General features: G+C 62.1%; 15 protein-coding genes and 4 pseudogenes. 10 read left to right on the top strand and 9 right to left on the bottom strand.

The genetic code is table 11. The features are described 5' to 3' along the window. Positions 1-69 precede the first annotated feature (69 nt). Both CUJ84_RS13630 and CUJ84_RS13635 read left to right on the top strand, forming a co-directional pair. The gene (locus tag CUJ84_RS13630) at positions 70-1,542 is read left to right on the top strand and encodes a sensor histidine kinase (RefSeq protein ID WP_105006614.1); all 1,473 of its coding nucleotides are present in this window, start codon (positions 70-72) and stop codon (positions 1,540-1,542) included. A gap of 1 nt (position 1,543) precedes the next feature. Then, positions 1,544-1,888: a response regulator gene (locus CUJ84_RS13635; protein ID WP_105006615.1), complete on the top strand. Its 345-nt coding sequence runs from the start codon at positions 1,544-1,546 to the stop codon at positions 1,886-1,888. A gap of 107 nt (positions 1,889-1,995) precedes the next feature. Here the strand turns inward: CUJ84_RS13635 and CUJ84_RS13640 are convergent, their stop codons facing one another. The 3 genes and pseudogenes from CUJ84_RS13640 to CUJ84_RS39370 form a co-directional block, all read right to left on the bottom strand. Then, positions 1,996-2,478, bottom strand: coding sequence for a cupin domain-containing protein (locus CUJ84_RS13640; protein ID WP_199788711.1), 483 nt, complete (start codon positions 2,476-2,478; stop codon positions 1,996-1,998). Between the two features lie 45 nt (positions 2,479-2,523). Next, positions 2,524-2,903: pseudogene (locus tag CUJ84_RS13645) on the bottom strand (VOC family protein). 158 nt (positions 2,904-3,061) lie between these two features. Further along, a pseudogene (locus tag CUJ84_RS39370) lies at positions 3,062-3,142 on the bottom strand (DUF1127 domain-containing protein); the annotation flags it as partial. Between CUJ84_RS39370 and CUJ84_RS13650 the strand changes: the two are divergent. From CUJ84_RS13650 to CUJ84_RS13660, 3 genes are all read left to right on the top strand, one after another. After that, entirely contained in the window at positions 3,138-4,289 is a 1,152-nt protein-coding gene (locus CUJ84_RS13650; RefSeq protein WP_245457479.1) for a tetratricopeptide repeat protein, read from the top strand. The pseudogene CUJ84_RS39370 and the gene CUJ84_RS13650 sit on opposite strands and share 5 nt — an antisense overlap. A 108-nt stretch (positions 4,290-4,397) precedes the next feature. After that, complete coding sequence (locus CUJ84_RS13655; protein ID WP_105006617.1) at positions 4,398-4,934, top strand: ATP-binding protein; 537 nt, start codon at positions 4,398-4,400, stop codon at positions 4,932-4,934. Between the two features lie 176 nt (positions 4,935-5,110). Further along, entirely contained in the window at positions 5,111-6,097 is a 987-nt protein-coding gene (locus CUJ84_RS13660; RefSeq protein ID WP_105006618.1) for an aldo/keto reductase, read from the top strand. Positions 6,098-6,240: 143 nt separating this feature from the next. On the opposite strand, the gene CUJ84_RS13665 is transcribed toward CUJ84_RS13660, so the two are convergent. Both CUJ84_RS13665 and CUJ84_RS13670 read right to left on the bottom strand, forming a co-directional pair. Next, positions 6,241-6,660, bottom strand: a complete 420-nt coding sequence (locus CUJ84_RS13665) for a hypothetical protein (protein WP_105006619.1) — start codon at positions 6,658-6,660, stop codon at positions 6,241-6,243. 69 nt (positions 6,661-6,729) lie between these two features. After that, positions 6,730-7,200, bottom strand: a complete 471-nt coding sequence (locus tag CUJ84_RS13670; RefSeq protein WP_105006620.1) for a hypothetical protein — start codon at positions 7,198-7,200, stop codon at positions 6,730-6,732. A gap of 145 nt (positions 7,201-7,345) precedes the next feature. Here CUJ84_RS13670 and CUJ84_RS13675 point away from each other — a divergent pair, with 145 nt between their 5' ends. Next, positions 7,346-8,014, top strand: coding sequence for a response regulator transcription factor (locus CUJ84_RS13675; RefSeq protein WP_105006621.1), 669 nt, complete (start codon positions 7,346-7,348; stop codon positions 8,012-8,014). Further along, complete coding sequence (locus CUJ84_RS13680) at positions 8,011-9,387, top strand: sensor histidine kinase (protein ID WP_105006622.1); 1,377 nt, start codon at positions 8,011-8,013, stop codon at positions 9,385-9,387. The genes CUJ84_RS13675 and CUJ84_RS13680 overlap by 4 nt, the downstream gene beginning before the upstream one ends. Positions 9,388-9,446: 59 nt before the next feature. On the opposite strand, the pseudogene CUJ84_RS13685 reads toward CUJ84_RS13680, so the two are convergent. Further along, positions 9,447-9,819: pseudogene (locus tag CUJ84_RS13685) on the bottom strand (phosphodiester glycosidase family protein); the annotation flags it as partial. 84 nt (positions 9,820-9,903) lie between these two features. On the opposite strand from CUJ84_RS13685, the gene CUJ84_RS13690 reads away from it, so the two are divergent. Both CUJ84_RS13690 and ftsZ read left to right on the top strand, forming a co-directional pair. After that, the gene (locus tag CUJ84_RS13690) at positions 9,904-10,512 is read left to right on the top strand and encodes a hypothetical protein (RefSeq protein ID WP_105006623.1); all 609 of its coding nucleotides are present in this window, start codon (positions 9,904-9,906) and stop codon (positions 10,510-10,512) included. 465 nt (positions 10,513-10,977) lie between these two features. After that, positions 10,978-11,997 (top strand): cell division protein FtsZ, encoded by a 1,020-nt coding sequence (gene ftsZ, locus CUJ84_RS13695; protein WP_105008187.1) that lies wholly within the window; start codon positions 10,978-10,980, stop codon positions 11,995-11,997. Between the two features lie 119 nt (positions 11,998-12,116). Here ftsZ and CUJ84_RS13700 read toward each other — a convergent pair whose 3' ends face one another. After that, entirely contained in the window at positions 12,117-12,329 is a 213-nt protein-coding gene (locus CUJ84_RS13700) for a hypothetical protein (protein WP_003560596.1), read from the bottom strand. Between the two features lie 290 nt (positions 12,330-12,619). Here CUJ84_RS13700 and CUJ84_RS13705 point away from each other — a divergent pair. Beyond that, a pseudogene (locus tag CUJ84_RS13705) lies at positions 12,620-12,739 on the top strand (cell division protein FtsZ); the annotation flags it as partial. Positions 12,740-12,848: 109 nt separating this feature from the next. Here CUJ84_RS13705 and CUJ84_RS13710 read toward each other — a convergent pair. Next, positions 12,849-14,390 (bottom strand): Ig-like domain-containing protein, encoded by a 1,542-nt coding sequence (locus CUJ84_RS13710; protein WP_105006624.1) that lies wholly within the window; start codon positions 14,388-14,390, stop codon positions 12,849-12,851. A gap of 334 nt (positions 14,391-14,724) precedes the next feature. Beyond that, positions 14,725-15,549 carry a helix-turn-helix transcriptional regulator gene (locus tag CUJ84_RS13715; protein ID WP_097619014.1) on the bottom strand — a complete coding sequence of 275 codons (825 nt, stop codon included), beginning with the start codon at positions 15,547-15,549 and terminating at the stop codon, positions 14,725-14,727. Positions 15,550-15,577 lie beyond the last annotated feature (28 nt).

Below are 15,577 nucleotides of genomic sequence, written 5' to 3' on the forward strand. Positions count from 1 at the left end.
CGACATCCATGGGTGGAAAAAATCAAAGGATGCGCTAATTATAAAGACCATCAAAATTTGGAGCGAGCCTTGGATTCCGAATCCCCTCAGCCACTCACAGCTCGCTTTCCTGTCGGTGGCGGGGAAATTGGCCGGCTGATCCAGACTCGCGACTGGAGCAAAACATCGCTCGGTCCGCTCGACCTCTGGCCGCAAAGTCTGAAAACGGCCACCAACATGCTCCTGCTTTCACCCGTGCCGATCGTTCTTCTCTGGGGCGAAGACGGTGTGATGATCTATAACGATGCCTACTCCGTGTTCGCCGGCAGCCGTCATCCGGATCTTCTCGGTTCCAAGGTCCGCGAGGGCTGGAGCGAAATTGCCGACTTCAATGACAATGTGATGAAAGTCGGACTGTCAGGGAAGACACTTGCCTACGAGAATCAGGAACTGACGCTGTTGCGCCACGGCAGTCCGGCTCCTGCCTGGATGAACCTCGACTATTCGCCCGTCCTCGACGAAAGCGAAAAACCCGCCGGCGTGATCGCCATCGTCGTCGAAACCACGAAAAGCGTCCTTGCCCAGCGTCGGCTGCGCGAGAGCGAAGAGCGGTTCAGGGCGTTCACAACAGCGACGACCGACATCGTCTACCGGATGAGCGCCGACTGGAAGGAGATGCAGCAGCTCGACGGACGCAACGTTCTCGCCGACACGGCCAATCCCACTGTCGCCTGGCAGGAGGCCTATCTGTTTCCCGAGGACATTCCCGCAATCGAGGCGGTGATCGACGAGGCCATCGCAAGCAAGGGTGTTTTCGAATGCGAGCACCGCGTCCGCCGCGCCGACGGCAGCACCGGCTGGGTTCTGTCACGGGCCGTTCCGGTCCTGAACGACGCGGGCGCCACCGTCGAATGGTTCGGGGCCGCGACCGATATCACCGAGCGGCGACGCAAGCAGCAACAGCTGGAACTCGTCGTTCATGAGCTCAACCATCGCGTCAAGAACAATCTGGCGATGGTGCAGGCCTTTGCGTACCGCACCTTCCGGGACGCCGAAGACATTCCTCGCGCGCTGGACAGTTTCACCGCGCGGCTGGTGTCACTCGGCCGCGCCAATGATCTGTTGACGGGAGAGCTGTGGAGCAGCGCCTCCTTGAAACAGACGCTCGACCAGGCGACCGTTCCGCATCGGCCGGACGGCGGGCGATGGGAGCTCGCCGGAGACGATATAAGGGTGTCCGCAAAGACGGCGCTGGCGCTGACCATGGCCTTTCATGAACTCGGCACGAATGCCGTGCGCCACGGCGCATGGTCGAATGATGGCGGCGCCGTCCGCGTCAAATGCTCCCTCCAAATCATCGACGACGGAACGCAACGCTACCGCATAGATTGGGACGAACATGGCGGACCGCGTGTCGAGCAGCCGAAGAGGAAGGGATTCGGCACGGTCCTCATCCAGCGTGGCCTTGCCGCGGAGACCGGAGGCAGCGTGGATATCTCGTTCGCCGAAACGGGTTTTTCCTTCCGTCTCGACGCTCCGGCAGACCGTCTCCGGAATGAATGACATGGCCAAGCGCGTCCTTGTCGTTGAAGATGAAATGACCATCGCCATGATGATCGAGGACATGCTCATGGACCTCGGTCACGAAGTGGTGGCAACAGCCGCGCGCTTGCCCACGGCGCTGGAGGTTGCCGGCGACGGTCATCTTGATTTCGTCATTCTCGATGTGAACCTCGCCGGGCATCAGTCATTCCCGGTGGCGGCAATCCTTCAGCAGCGCGGTATCCCGTTTGCCTTCGCAACCGGATATGGGCCAGCGGGTATCGATCCCGCCTTTGCCGGCCGACCGGTGCTGACCAAGCCGTTCACAACTGCCGATCTTGCCGCAGTCATCGAAACTGTCGGCTGAGACCCAAGAGGGCCGACGCCCAAGTCCAAGAGCCGCCCCAATGAGACGTGTTGTGGCGGGCGATGGCGCAGGGCTGAACTGGATCCGATCGACACCCTGATGATCGATCAGCGCGGTTGCGGGCCTGTCAATCCGAGCGCCAGCGTGATGTCGTTGATGATCCCCAGTCGCGCTTCGATCACCGCGATTTTCTCAGGCGTATCGGCACCAAAAGCCTCGATATCGATGAACATTTGCTCGCAGCCGCCTGGCGTGACCGTGCCGAACATCTGGCCGGGTTCGTCGCCTATGTTTCGCCAGCTGTGCGGTACATGTGGCGGCAGAACGACGACGGTTCCCACAGGCGCGTCGAACGCCTCGTCGCCGCATTGGAATCGATAGAGCCCGCGGATGACCCGAAAGACTTCCGTCTCCCGGGTGTGCGTGTGCGGAGCCGGACCGTGACCGGGCGGCGTGAAGGTTTCCCACATCCCGAGCGCGCCGCCGGTCTCGGCGGCCGTGGCATGGATGACGATCCTCGCACCAAACGGCGTCCTCGCCACGCGCTCCTTGCCGGGCAAAGAGACGACGACGTTCCTGAAACTCGACATATACACCTCCCTCTTGATTACAGGCTTTGGGCCACGCTCACGTCGTCACCCCTGCGGCGCCGGCACGTCGATCATGGCTTCGATATTGTATCCGTCGGGATCGAGAACAAAGCAGGCATAATAGTTCTCGCTATATTGCGGCCGCGGGCCGGGCGCCCCATTGTCCACAGCACCGGCTTCGAGCGCGGCCCGATAAAACGCGTCGACCTCCGCCCTGCTTTGGACCCGGAAGGCAACGTGCAGACGCTCAGAGGCGGCTTGTCGTCGGTGTGCTGTATCTCGAACAGGCTGCCGCCGACATCGAAGGCCCAAAACACGCCCTCCTTTCCGAAGGAGAGGCGATACCCCAGAGGTTCGAAAGCGCGCTCATAGAACAATTTGCTCTTCTCAAGGTCACCCACTGCGATGGTGATATGATCGATCATGCCGTGCCCTCCCTATCGTTCCAGCGCCCCATCATAGTTGAATCCCGGCAGCGCAAAAACAGACAAAACCACTCGATATCCTGCCAACGCCGCCCGCCGTGAGCTCTTTCCGGCCGCTCGACCAGCAGCCGGTGCGTCCGCGCGGTGGTACGTTCCGACTATCGCATCGACATCAACTTCGTCATCAGCCCTGCCTTGATTTCGAGCACGGGTCGATTGACCTGGGGATGACCGATGTCATCCCGGGGAGCCGACGGCATCGTCGAGGACATCACCATCGCGCTTGCTCAATTCCGCCACCTCTATGTCATCGCACGGAATTCGAGCTTCACCTACAAAGGTCAGGCGGTCGATATAAAGCAGGTCGGGCGTGAACTGGACGTACGCTATGTTGTCGAAGGAAGTGTGCGCCGCACGGGTGACCGTCTGCGCATTGCCGGGCAGCTCATCGACACGTCGGCCGGTACACATCTTTGGGCCGATCGTTTTGACGGAACCCTGGCGAATGTCTTCGATCTTCAGGATCAGGTCGCCTCGAGCATCGTCGGCGCCATAACGCCAAAAGTGGAGGAGGCTGAGATCGAGCGTGCCAAACGCAAGCCGACCGAGAGCCTCGACGCTTACGACTACTATCTCCGCGGCCTGGCGGCCTTCGACCGGACGATCACCAACAGATCGGTCATCGACGAGGCCTTGCGGCTTTTCATGAAGGCGATCGAGCGTGACCCGGAGTTTGCCATAGCCCATGCACGGGCGGCACGCTGCTACGCTACGCGAAAAAGCAACGGCTGGATGCTCAATCCCGCAGACGAGACTGCCGAAGCCACCCGGCTGGCGAGGAGAGCGGTCGAACTCGGCTGGGACGACGCGGTTGCGCTCACCTACGGCGGATATGTCATCGGTTATGTCGGCGGCGACCTCGACGACAGTGCGGCCTGCATCGATCGCGCAGTCTTTCTCAATCCGAACTTGGCGGCGGCGCTCGGCGTCAGCAGCTGGGTGAAGGCGTGCCTCGGCGAGCCCGATAAGGCCGTCGAACACGCAGCCCTTGCCATGCGCCTCAGCCCTTTGGATCCACGCCTGTTTGCCTGGCAGTTCAACACCGGGCTCGCGCATTTTTGCGCCGGTCGCTATGAAGATGCTGCCGCCTGGGCAGGAAAATCGCTACGGCACCAGCCGAACTACCCGAGCGCGATGCGCGTGATGGCGGCGGGCCAGGCCATGGCCGGGCGGCTTGCGCAAGCCCGCGAAACCATCGCCCGCCTGTGCCTGATGGACCCCGCCCTCCGACTTTCCAATCTCGCCGACGTACTGCCACCATTCCGGCGACCGGACGATCGCAATCGATATATCGAGGCTCTCAGGATGGCGGGACTGCCGGAGTAGCTGCCGCTTCAGCGGCTTCTTCAGAACGAAGGGGGTCATGCCGGGTTATTGCCGACCCCCTATCGGCTAATTGCGAGACGATGCTGCTTCGTGCGAAATTGCCATGCTATGAAACACACGGGCGAAGTTCTCATTCTCACCGGGCCGCCGGGCTCCGGAAAAACCACGACGGCCGAGGCGCTCGCCAGCGAGCCCGGCTCGCCGAAGGTCCATCTTCATTCCGACGACTTCTGGCATTTCATCAAGAACGGCGTGATCCCACCCTATCTGCCGGAAGCACATGAACAGAATATCGTTGTCGTCGACGTGTTGACGAAGGCGGCGGCAGGCTATGCCGGCGGCGGCTACTTCGTCGTCGTGGACGGCATCGTCGGGCCGTGGTTCCTGGAACCGTTCCGGAAAATCGCGGCACCCCTCCACTACGTGATTCTGCGTCCGCCGCTCGATGTCGCCATCCGGCGCTGCCGGGAGCGTGGCGGCAACACGCTGACCGATCCCGGCCCTATTGCAGAGCTCCATCGACAGTTCTCATCGCTGGGTGCGTTTGAGAGACATGTTCTGTCGACGGATGGGCAAGACAGGAAAGAGACACTGGGCGCGGTTATCGAAGCCGTGCAGAGCGGAGCCTTCCGGCTGGCGTCATGACGTCAAGCCATCGGCCTTCAGCGCAAACGGGCGCTCGCAGCCCCTTGCAATTCGCCGCTTCCCAGTTCACCGGGAGACATTCATGAGCCCAACTCATAAGCCTATGCCGATATCACCGGCTAATCGATGCCAGCCTTTGCCCTTAGGTTACGATCAAACCTGAGGAGGACATCCGCATGATCAAACGCAAGCTCGGCCAAAGAGGCCCTGATGTATCGGCGATCGGTTTCGGCTGCATGGGGCTGAACTATCATCGCGGGCCGGCGATGGAGCGCGGCGACGCCATTGCGCTCTTGCGGGCCGCGCATGAGCGAGGCGTAAGCTTCTTCGACACGGCAGAAGCCTACGGGCCGTTTACCAACGAGGATCTCGTCGGCGAGGCGCTGGCGCCGATCCGTGATGGGGTAGTGATCGCGACGAAATTCGGCTTCAAGGAGGGCCGGCCGGAGGTCGGCCTGGATAGCCGGCCGGCTCGCATCCGTGTGGTCGTCGAAGAAGCCCTCAAGCGGCTACGCACCGATCGCATCGATATCTTCTACCAGCATCGGGTCGACCCTGCCGTGCCGATCGAAGAGGTGGCAGGCACGGTCAAGGATCTGATCGGCGCCGGCAAAGTGCTGCATTTCGGCCTATCCGAAGCTGATGCCGGTTCCATCCGCCGCGCCCATGCCGTCCAGCCGGTCACCGTCTTGCAAAGCGAATATTCGCTCTGGTGGCGCAACCCGGAACGGGAAGTCCTGCCCGTCGTCGAAGAGCTCGGGATCGGCTTCGTGCCCTATAGCCCGCTCGGCCGCGGCTTCCTCGCCGGCAAGATGGACGAGAACACCAGTTTCGAAGGCGGCAACGACCACCGCAAAACCAATCCGCGCCTCTCGGCCGAAAATCGCAAGGCAAACCAGCCGGTGGTCCATGCGATCGAGGCGATCGCCGCTCGCAGAAACGCGACCGCAGCCCAGGTCGCTATCGCCTGGCTGATGGCCCGCAAGCCCTGGATCGTCCCCATTCCCGGCACCACCAAGCTGCACCGGCTGGAAGAGAATATCGCTGCCGCCGACATCACCTTCACATCGGAGGAACTGACCGAGATCGATGCGGTCTTCTCAAACATCGAGATTCACGGCGACCGCTACTCGGGAACATCGGCAGCCCGCGTCACGCGGTGAGCCGACGCCCCTCAGTCGCCGACCGTAAACCCCATGGTTTGACTTCGACGGCGGTGTCACGGCCCCGAGAAACCCATAAAACCGCCCGCGAGAAAACGCGGGCGGCTGCATCATCGTGTGGCACCCGCCTCAAGCGCGGATGATCAGTCCTGCCCCTGCAGGCGGTCCATCACCTGCAGCAGCAGATCGGCGCAGGCCTTCATCGGTTCGTCCTCAGCACATTTGAGATCGATCCGGGTGTTCCCATCCTCGATCCGGAAATGCGCTGCCTTGGACGGCGGTGGCGGTGGCGGGCGATGACCACGGAAGCCCATGTCGCCACGGAAGCCCATGTCGCCTCTCCGACCATGCCAGCGGTAATCGGGGCGATCTCCCGGCCGCGCATCCGGCCCGCCCATCATCGGCCCGTCGTCATCAGGAGCAGACGGAGACGGCGGCGGCGGCGAGCCGGGTTCGGCCGCTTCGGGCGGAGTGCCGGCGGATGGCGGAGCGGGCGGCTGTTGGGCGAAGGCGGTGCCGGCCAGTGCGGCAAGGGCAAGACCTGATAGGAGAAGTCGTTGCATGGGAAGCGTTCCTTTCGGAGTTATAGGGCGTGTCTGTAAACACCGCAGCGCGGCTTTGGTTCATGCCGGTCAGGGCCTGTGATCGAAATCTGCAAACCGTCTGTGCGGCGGGCCTTTCGGCGGACGCAGCGCTTCGGTGCGTCCGTCCTGGCGAACGAGGTAGCTCGCATGCACGAAGCCGTCGTCGAAGCGTCCCTGGACGGTGACGGCTTCATCCCGGGTGACGAGAGCGCCATCCTCGCCGGCCCGGCCGGTTTCAACAAGCGCCTTGCCGCTCTCGTCCTGCAGCACGAACTTGTTGCCGTAGATCTCTGCGACCTTGCCCTTGATGGTGACGAGGCTGGTGGCCGGCATCGCCGAAATCGCCACCGGCGTCAGCGGCGCCATTTCGGGCGTGGGACGCATCATCTTCACGGCGCTCGCGCCCCCGGCCGCACCGATGACAAGCGCCACGGCCGCGGCGATCACGGGAACCGCCAGCCGGCGCCGCACGGGCGTTGCGCGCTCGGCATGTTCGTTGTCCTGGTCTTTATCAGGCATATATCTGCTCCTTGCTTCAGTAATGGCGGCAATCTAGCCGCCCCGCCCCCTCGCCTGCCTGAACCTCTCCGTTCAGATTGAGTTAAGCTCGGCCCGATAGTTTTGACCCGTCCCCAGAGATACCCTTCGATGAAAGCCCTGCCCCATGCGCGTACTGCTCGTCGAAGATGACGAAGACCTGAGCGGCCGGATCGCCGCCGTGCTGCGATCGGAGAATTTCGTCGTCGATATCGCTCGCAACGGCGAGGGCGCTCTCCATGCGGGCCTGACCGAACTCTTCGATGTCGCCATCCTCGACCTCGGCCTGCCGAAGATCGATGGCGTCAGCGTGCTGAAGGGCTGGCGCGAGGGCAACCGTAACCTGCCGGTTCTGGTGCTGACGGCGCGCGACGGCTGGCCGGATAAGGTCTCGAGCTTCAAGGCCGGCGCCGACGATTTCCTCGCCAAACCGTTCAAGGTGGAGGAACTGGTGCTGCGCCTGCGCGCCCTGGTGCGCCGGGCGTCCGGTCACGCCGCCGCGCGGCTTACCTGCGGCGCGCTGGTCTTCGATGCGCAACTCGGCACCTTCGAGCTCGACGGCCTGCCGCTGAAGCTGACGGCGCTGGAGTGGCGGGTGCTCTCCTGCCTGATGCTGCGCAAGGAGATGATCGTCGACCGGCGCGAACTCACCGAGCGCGTCTATGACGGCAATGCCGAAGTCGACTCCAATTCCATCGAAGTCATCATCGCCCGCCTGCGCAAGAAGCTCGGGGCCGATCGGATCGAGACGGTGCGCGGCCGCGGCTATATGCTGACGGCAGCAGCGGCGCCATGAAGGCTCCCTCCCTCAAACCGAGATCGATCGCCGGCCGGCTGCTGATGTTCTCGGGCATCTTCGTGACTCTGGCGCTCGTTATCGCCGCCATCGTGCTCTGGCTGGCGCTCAAAACGGTGGTGCGCGAGCAGGTCGACCAGCGCCTCGACACCCAGATCGGCGCCCTTGCCGGCGCAGTGACGCGCGACGCTGAGGGACGGATCGCCCTGTCCGCGCCGCTCGATGCGCCGCCCTTCGATCGCCCCTCATCCGGCTGGTACTGGCAGATCGACGACGGGCAGCAACGCCTGACCTCCCGCTCCCTGATGAACGGCACGATAGACGCACCGCCGCCCCGGCAGGATCTGCGCCATGTGCTGATGGGCATGCCGACATCCGGCAGGGGCGGTGATCGCGGAAGAGGACCGCTCTATCTTCGCCAGGCCATCCGCAGCATCGACGGCATGACGCTGACGATCACCGCGACGGCGCCGATGATTGCCCTCGTCGGCCCGGCGTTCCGCGCACTCTTCTGGCTGGTGCCCTGCATGCTGCTGCTCGGCCTCGTGCTGATGGCCGGCACGCTCTGGCAGATCCGCTTTGGTCTCAGACCGCTGAAATCCATGGCGGCCGACATCGATGCCATCAACCGGGGAGAACGCGCCCGCCTGCCGGATGAAGCGACCGTCGAGCTTGCGCCGCTCTCTCTGAAAACCAATGCGCTGCTGGTGTCCAACGAAGAGAGGCTTGCGGCGACGCGCATGCAGTTCGCCAATCTCGCGCATGGCCTCAAGACGCCGGTGGCGAGCCTGCGGCTGGCGCTCGACGAGCAAAACGATCCCGAAGGCGCATTGCGTAGCCTCGCAGCCCGGATCGACAACAGGATCAAGCATCACCTCGCCGCCGCCCGCCGGGTGATGGCCTCATCGGACAATGTCGCCAGCACCGACGTGGCAACATCGGTCGCTGATCTCCACCGGGCGATCGGCCAGATTCATGCCGAACGCAAGATCGCCTTCGACACCGATATATCAGAGGGCCTGCGCGTCGCCTGCGACGAAAGCGATGTCGAGGAAATGCTCGGAAACCTGATCGACAACGCCTTCAAATGGGCCGCCTCCCACGTCACCCTCCGCGCCCACCGCGACGGCCCAACCGCCCGCATCACCATCGAGGACGATGGGTCGGGAATACCGCCGGATCGGCTGGACGCCGTACTGCTGCCGGGTGTGCGGGAGGATGAGCATGTGCCGGGCAACGGGTTCGGGCTGAGTATCGTGAGCGAGCTGGCGGGTTTGTATGGTGGGTCGCTGGTGCTGGAGGCGAATGGGGCGGTGGGGTTGCGGTGTGTGTTGTGTTTGCCGGTGGCGGCGGGGTTGGTTCCTGCGAGATGACGACAAGCTAACAAATGGCATCATTCGTTCAGATGAGCTCCACCCGTGACAATGCTGTAGAGGAAGATAGGGTTCAGCTTGTTGCCGATGACGAGCATCGGGCCGGACTGGGTGGCGAAGCGGACGCTCTGCCTACGCTTCAGAAATTCATCGGTCGGCAGTATCGAAGCGCCCGCGTCACCGATAGAGAATATGCCGTTCGGCTTCTTGAAGAAATTCGGGACCTGGCCGGCGGAGCCTTCGGGCTTGGCCGTATCGGCGTTCTTCCAGAACAATCTGAGGTCGGCTTTGTCGGCGTCCACGGTACAGACGATGTATCCCGCCCCTTCGAAGGTCTCCTGCTCGCACTGCGCGGCATCGGCCTGACGCAGGGATGTCATCGTTATGGCCAGCATCACGGCCGCGATCAGCTGGCCGTTTCAGATAGGTCAACAGTGCCACCCCTCTTCTTCAAATCGCCATCTATCCTGCGTGTTATTGTTGATCAGGGAATCAAAAAATGACCGGTAGCTAAACGTGGCAGAATCGGAAAAACGTGATGACAAGTTTACGTGGACATATGCAATCTGGTTTTTGCCGTACCTGGCGCAAATTTGGCTATGGTGGCTGGCCCCCAAATGGGACTGGTGGATCATCGGCCTTATCACTCTCGCGCTGACCGTGATCGCCATCGCCGGTTCCATCTGCATCAACTTGGCGCGGCGGCGCTGGTGGCGTGTCGTGTCGCTCTTGATCACACCCCTTCCGTGGCTAGTCATTTTTTACATCGTTGCTGTTACCGGCATAACGCCCGACAGCGTTCGATTTGCTTTGAACAAGCAAGCGTATCTGGCAGAGATCGAACGAACCGATGTGACGAGCGGTGAGCCGCGATTCAGGACATTTGCATTGGACAGTATGTTCAAGGCGACAACATCCACGACGCTTGTGTACGATGAGAGTGATGAGATTGCCCTGCCCAGCGGCGAGCAATCCGCCGCCTGGCAACAGCGAACCCAAAAATTGTGCTCGGAAAAGAAAGAATGCGTCAATCTCTATCCTGGTTCGGACTGGCCTTTCAGCGTCAGCAAGGTTGGCGAACACTTCTATATTGTGTATCAAAACTTCCTTGACGCGTTTCCCTAGCGACCGATCGTCATTGCCGGGACAAGGCCGGCTGTCCTGCGATCGGCGTCCTGTCATCGGTGCTTCTGCGTCTTCCAGTTTTGCGCTTTCCACCGCGGGTCGGCTCGCGATCGCGAGGAAGCCGTCGCAAAGACGCGCGCGAGAAAAGCGGTCCGGTTCGCGTAAGGGAGTCCTGTCACGGCCGCCACCTCGCCGATGGGGCAGGAAACGCACGATAGCGTTTTATCTCGATGGGATGCCCGCTTTTGGCGCAAGGCTGCTTTCGCGACCTATCCCTGAAGCGTAATTCTCAGCTCCCGGCATAATGCTCCCTTCCTCAAAGCCACAACCAAGCCCCCTTCCCGATAACCGCTCCCACCGACACGTCTTTCGCCTCGCCTCTGCCTTGTTGCTCGCGTATCCTGACGCCCGATTCGCCGTCCGCAAACGAGGGTGGGCATGAACGAAGCATCAAAGGAGAGCGCGATGACGGACGCCAAGAGCGGCATTTCTGGACTACGGCCGCATATTACAGTCATTGGCGTCGGCGGCGGTGGTGGCAATGCGATCAACAATATGATCGCGGAAAAGCTGGCGGGCGTCGAATTCGTCGCTGCGAACACGGATGCTCAGGTGCTGGCCACCTCCAAGGCGACGCGCCGCATCCAGCTCGGCGCGAATGTGACGGAGGGTCTCGGCGCCGGTTCGTTGCCGGAGGTCGGCCATGCGGCTGCCGAAGAGTCGCTCGATGAGATCATGGATCACCTGGCCGGCTCACACATGTGCTTCGTCACCGCCGGCATGGGCGGCGGCACAGGCACGGGTGCTGCACCTGTCATCGCCCGCGCTGCGCGTGCCGCCGGCATCCTGACGGTCGGCGTCGTCACCAAGCCCTTTACCTTCGAAGGCAACCGCCGCATGCGGATGGCGGAAATCGGCATCGAGGCGCTTCGCCAGGCCGCCGATACGGTCATCGTCATTCCCAATCAGAACCTCTTCCGCATTGCTGATGCGAAAACGACGTTCGCCGATGCCTTCATGACGGCCGACCGTGTGCTCTATGCGGGCGTCGGCTGCATAACCGATCTGATCGTCAAGGAAGGCCTGATCAACCTCGATTTTGCTGACGTGAAGTCGGTCATGCAAGGTATGGGCCGCGCCATGATGGGCACTGGCGAAGCCTCCGGTGAGAGCCGCGCGATGAAGGCGGCGGAAGCAGCAATTGCCAACCCGCTTCTCGACGATATCTCGATGCGGGGCGCCAGGGGCGTGCTGATCTCAATTTCCGGTGGTTCGGATATGACGCTATTCGAAGTTGACGAGGCGGCAAGCCGCATTCGTGACGAAGTGCAGGAAGACGCCGATATCGTCGTCGGCGCGATCTTCGACCGCAGCCTCGACGGCAAGTTCCGTGTCTCGGTGGTAGCGACCGGCCTCGAAGGCGCACCGCTGTCCGCATCCGCGCCTCACGCCGCCGAGCAGGTTCAGACGCGCACGCTGCAGTAGCGCAGCGGCGCGATCCGAGCACGACAGCCTGCCGCGTATTTTCAGACGCGCGGCGCTGTCGTGCTTCAATGTCCTGCGCTCCGGGGAAATCGCCGCCATCACCGGTCGTTGATTCGCGATCACCTGTCGTTGATCGTGGGAAGGTGCGTTTCGACCTCTACGCGGCGCTTGTCATCCAACGGCTCAATGTGCTTCTGCCAGAAGGCCTCGGCCTCCGGCGTGTCATCATCCCAGTGGCGGATCTTGACGATATTGTCATCGATCTTGGCCAGCCGTTTGCCGCCAAGCCGCAGGTATTCGTCCGCCAGTTCTTTCGATCGGGTCGTTTGCATGTCGTGCTCCTCCATAGGCGAACCGAAAGGCCGATCGTCATTACCGGGTTGGCCGGCAATCGGCATCCCCGTTATCGGCGCTTCCGCGCCTTCCAGGTAAACAGTACGGCGGGTTCATGGTTCCAATTCATCGGCCGAAACCGGTCCACTCGGCCGGCTGAAGGCGTCGGCCGCCATCCATGTTCCGCACGGCCCACCGCTCTTGCTGCCGGAACAGCCGGAGACGCCTCGTACTGGCTGGAGAGCGGCCTTGTCCGAAACGGCAAGACTGCATACGTCGGGGCGATCTCGACCGCAGCCTCGACGGCAAGTTCCGCGTTTCAGTGGTAGCGACCGGCCTCGAAGGCAGCCCTCTGCCCGCATCCGCGCCTCACGCCGCCGAGCAGATCCAGACGCGCACGCTGCAGTAAGCGCAGCTGCAATTCTGCTGAGTTGTGTTTACGAAGGCTCCGGCCAGCTAAACGCCCCGCCGTAAAGAGAACGGGCGGGGCGGCGTCGGCATTCGGCCAGCAAAGACCGTCAGGCGAAGAGTATCTCCGAGATATTGTGCACCACGGAGATTTCGTCGATCCCGGTGTTGGTGATGTAGAGATTATCCGCCGCTGAGTCATAGACCACGTTGGTGATCAAGTCGTCTCCCGGTATGGCGATGTTGACGTCAACCGTTGTCTTGACCCCGGTTTCGAAGTCGAAGGCCGTGCCGATATGCTCGCTGCTGGAGGAATCGCCGAAGAAGAACGTGCCGTCGACGGCAAAGCCGTATCCGAGCCCGCCCGCCGCGAAGGTCTTGGATTCGATCGGGCTCAGCGTTTCGGGATCGATTTTGGAGACCTGCCAGGTGGAATCATTGATGCGGCCGACGACGTAGATGCCGGTCGAATCCTGCATCGTATTGACGGCCGTGAATCCACCCCAGTCGAACGTACCCGCCCCATTCTCGCCGATAAGACCCGGGATCGGGTCGCTCCGCTGATCGAGCGATCCGTCGGCGGCATCCCATTTTGCGAGATAGGTCTGATCGGGGAAAGGGTCCTCCTCGCCTCTCGCCTCGTTGGTTCTTCCGACGATCTCGCCGCCGCGGACCGAAAAATAGGTTCCGCCGATGTCATATTCGCCCTTGTCATAGTCGCCGAGAGAGATGGCGCCGCTGGCGTTGTCGGCTTCAAATGCCGCGGCGTTGTCGTAAATGCTCACCATGGAATCATCTGGGAAACCATGGCCGGAACTGACGTAATACTTGCCGGTTAGCGGATCGATCGCGACCCCCTGGAGTTCGTAATGGTCCAGGAAGGGGCGCACCACATCCGCCTGGGCCTCGACATGATTGGTGTTCAACGACTTTCCGTCCGTCACGCCGTCGACGGTCAGGGTGATCACGCCGGCATCCGCGTGACCGGCGCCGTCAGAGACCTTGTAATATTGGAGTTTCTCGGTGACATGCTCGCCATCATCGAGGCCCGCCTTGACGGCCGGATTGAGATCGTAGGTGAAGCTTCCATTGCTTGCGAAATGGAAGGTGCCGAATTCACCCGCCACGTCGGTCGTCTGCCCTTGCCCCTGACCGGCAGGAATGCTGGTGCCCTCGACCGAGCGCAGGAAGAGCGTGCCCGCCTCTCCCGCGTGATCATTGGCGAGCACGTTGCGGGCCATCTCGCTTCCTTCGCGGAAGGAGAAGGCGTCGTCGACCGCGACCGGCGGGCTCGTGACCCCGTGAATGTCGAGCGTGAAATGGCCGACATCGGTGTTGCCGGCGCCGTCGGAGATCTTGTAGCCGATCGTCTCCGTCAACGTCATTCCGTCAACGAAGCCCGCCTTGGCGGCCTCGTTCAGCGTATAGGTATAAGAGCCGTCGGCCTTGACGTGAAACGTGCCGTATTCACCCTCGATATCGGTGATCTGCCCGGCCGTCTTGGCGAGAACCCGCTCGCCATCGAAGAAGTTGAGGAACATGTTGCCGGAGCCCCCGGCCAGATCATTATCCAGCAGATTGCCCGAGATCACGTCATTCTCGGAAGCGCTGCTGACATCATCGACCGCCACAGGTTTTGTAAGAACTGTCATGGATATCTCCTTCAAGATCCATTCGCCTTGGTCTATCGGGAGGAAAGCAGCTGACACCGGCACGGTCAATGAATTTTCTAGCAGGAGTAGTATTTTAGCTTTTCACAGCTTTGTCATGCCTTGGGGGTTCGCCCCAGGCGGATGCCGCCGACGCAGACAGCACCATCAAGACCGACGCGGCGACCAAGACCGCGGCACGATATGAATTCATTGAAATCCCCCAACCCCCGCGCAGCATCAATCTTGCGCGCGTCGATGCACAGGATGACGGCAGATTTGTCCGGTTTGAGGCGATGATGACCGCTATATCATCGATCAACCAATTGCCCTCGTCTCAGCCCACCAAGCCCCTGATCTTCGCCGCATCCGCGGCCGTCGCCGGGTTGTATACCACCATGCTGAGATCCGGCCGGCCATCCACCTGGAAGGCGGAATATTCGAAAGCGAGTGGGCCGAGGATGGGGTGTTTGATGTGCTTGGCGCCCTCGCCGTGGCTACGCACGTCGTTGTCGCGCCACATCGCCAGGAATTCGGGGCTCTTGCGGCAGAGTTCATCGACGAGGGGCTCGACTTCAGCTGCCGCCCCCGCGCGGGCCGCATCCACGCGGAAAGCGGCGACGACGAAGCGGGCGACACTTTCCCAGTCGTATTGCGCGGCGCGTACGCGCGGATCGAGGAAGATGAAGCGCAGCACGTTGCGCTCTTCCGGCGGCAGCGCTCCGTAATCGGTTAGAAGCACAGTCGCCGCCCTGTTCCAGGCAATGACGTCCCAGATGGCGTTGCGGATCAGCGCCGGGCTCGGGTCGAGGGCATCGAGCACGCCCTGCAACCTCGGCGTCACGCCTTCTTGCCTGTGGTAGCGCACCTCGGGCGGCCGGCCGAGGCCGATGAGGAAGAGATGCTCGCGCTCGACATCCGTCAGCATCAGCGCGCGAGAGATCCGGTCGAGCACGTCGGCAGACGGCGCACCGCCGCGCCCCTGCTCCAGCCAGGTGTACCAAGTCGGGCTGATATTGGCGCGGCTCGCCACCTCCTCGCGCCGCAGACCCGGCGTGCGCCGCCGCTCCCCCGCAAAACCGAGGGCCGCGGGATCGAGCCTGACGCGGCGACCCTTCAGATAGGCGCCGAGCCGGTTATCCGAGGTGACGAATTCACCCATCCTGTTAGCCTTTATACCATGATAATAT

This window comes from Rhizobium leguminosarum, assembly GCF_002953715.1.
GTDB classification, from domain to species: domain Bacteria; phylum Pseudomonadota; class Alphaproteobacteria; order Rhizobiales; family Rhizobiaceae; genus Rhizobium; species Rhizobium leguminosarum_V.

Bases quoted from the DNA above. Each gene is read 5' to 3' on its own strand.
- CUJ84_RS13635 (WP_105006615.1), top strand. From the start codon at position 1,544: ATGGCCAAGCGCGTCCTTGTCGTTGAAGATGAAATGACCATCGCCATG.
- CUJ84_RS13640 (WP_199788711.1), bottom strand. From the start codon at position 2,478: ATGTCGAGTTTCAGGAACGTCGTCGTCTCTTTGCCCGGCAAGGAGCGC.
- CUJ84_RS13650 (WP_245457479.1), top strand. From the start codon at position 3,138: ATGTCATCCCGGGGAGCCGACGGCATCGTCGAGGACATCACCATCGCG.
- CUJ84_RS13655 (WP_105006617.1), top strand. From the start codon at position 4,398: ATGAAACACACGGGCGAAGTTCTCATTCTCACCGGGCCGCCGGGCTCC.
- CUJ84_RS13660 (WP_105006618.1), top strand. From the start codon at position 5,111: ATGATCAAACGCAAGCTCGGCCAAAGAGGCCCTGATGTATCGGCGATC.
- CUJ84_RS13665 (WP_105006619.1), bottom strand. From the start codon at position 6,660: ATGCAACGACTTCTCCTATCAGGTCTTGCCCTTGCCGCACTGGCCGGC.
- CUJ84_RS13670 (WP_105006620.1), bottom strand. From the start codon at position 7,200: ATGCCTGATAAAGACCAGGACAACGAACATGCCGAGCGCGCAACGCCC.
- CUJ84_RS13675 (WP_105006621.1), top strand. From the start codon at position 7,346: ATGCGCGTACTGCTCGTCGAAGATGACGAAGACCTGAGCGGCCGGATC.
- CUJ84_RS13680 (WP_105006622.1), top strand. From the start codon at position 8,011: ATGAAGGCTCCCTCCCTCAAACCGAGATCGATCGCCGGCCGGCTGCTG.
- ftsZ (WP_105008187.1), top strand. From the start codon at position 10,978: ATGACGGACGCCAAGAGCGGCATTTCTGGACTACGGCCGCATATTACA.
- CUJ84_RS13700 (WP_003560596.1), bottom strand. From the start codon at position 12,329: ATGCAAACGACCCGATCGAAAGAACTGGCGGACGAATACCTGCGGCTT.
- CUJ84_RS13710 (WP_105006624.1), bottom strand. From the start codon at position 14,390: ATGACAGTTCTTACAAAACCTGTGGCGGTCGATGATGTCAGCAGCGCT.
- CUJ84_RS13715 (WP_097619014.1), bottom strand. From the start codon at position 15,549: ATGGGTGAATTCGTCACCTCGGATAACCGGCTCGGCGCCTATCTGAAG.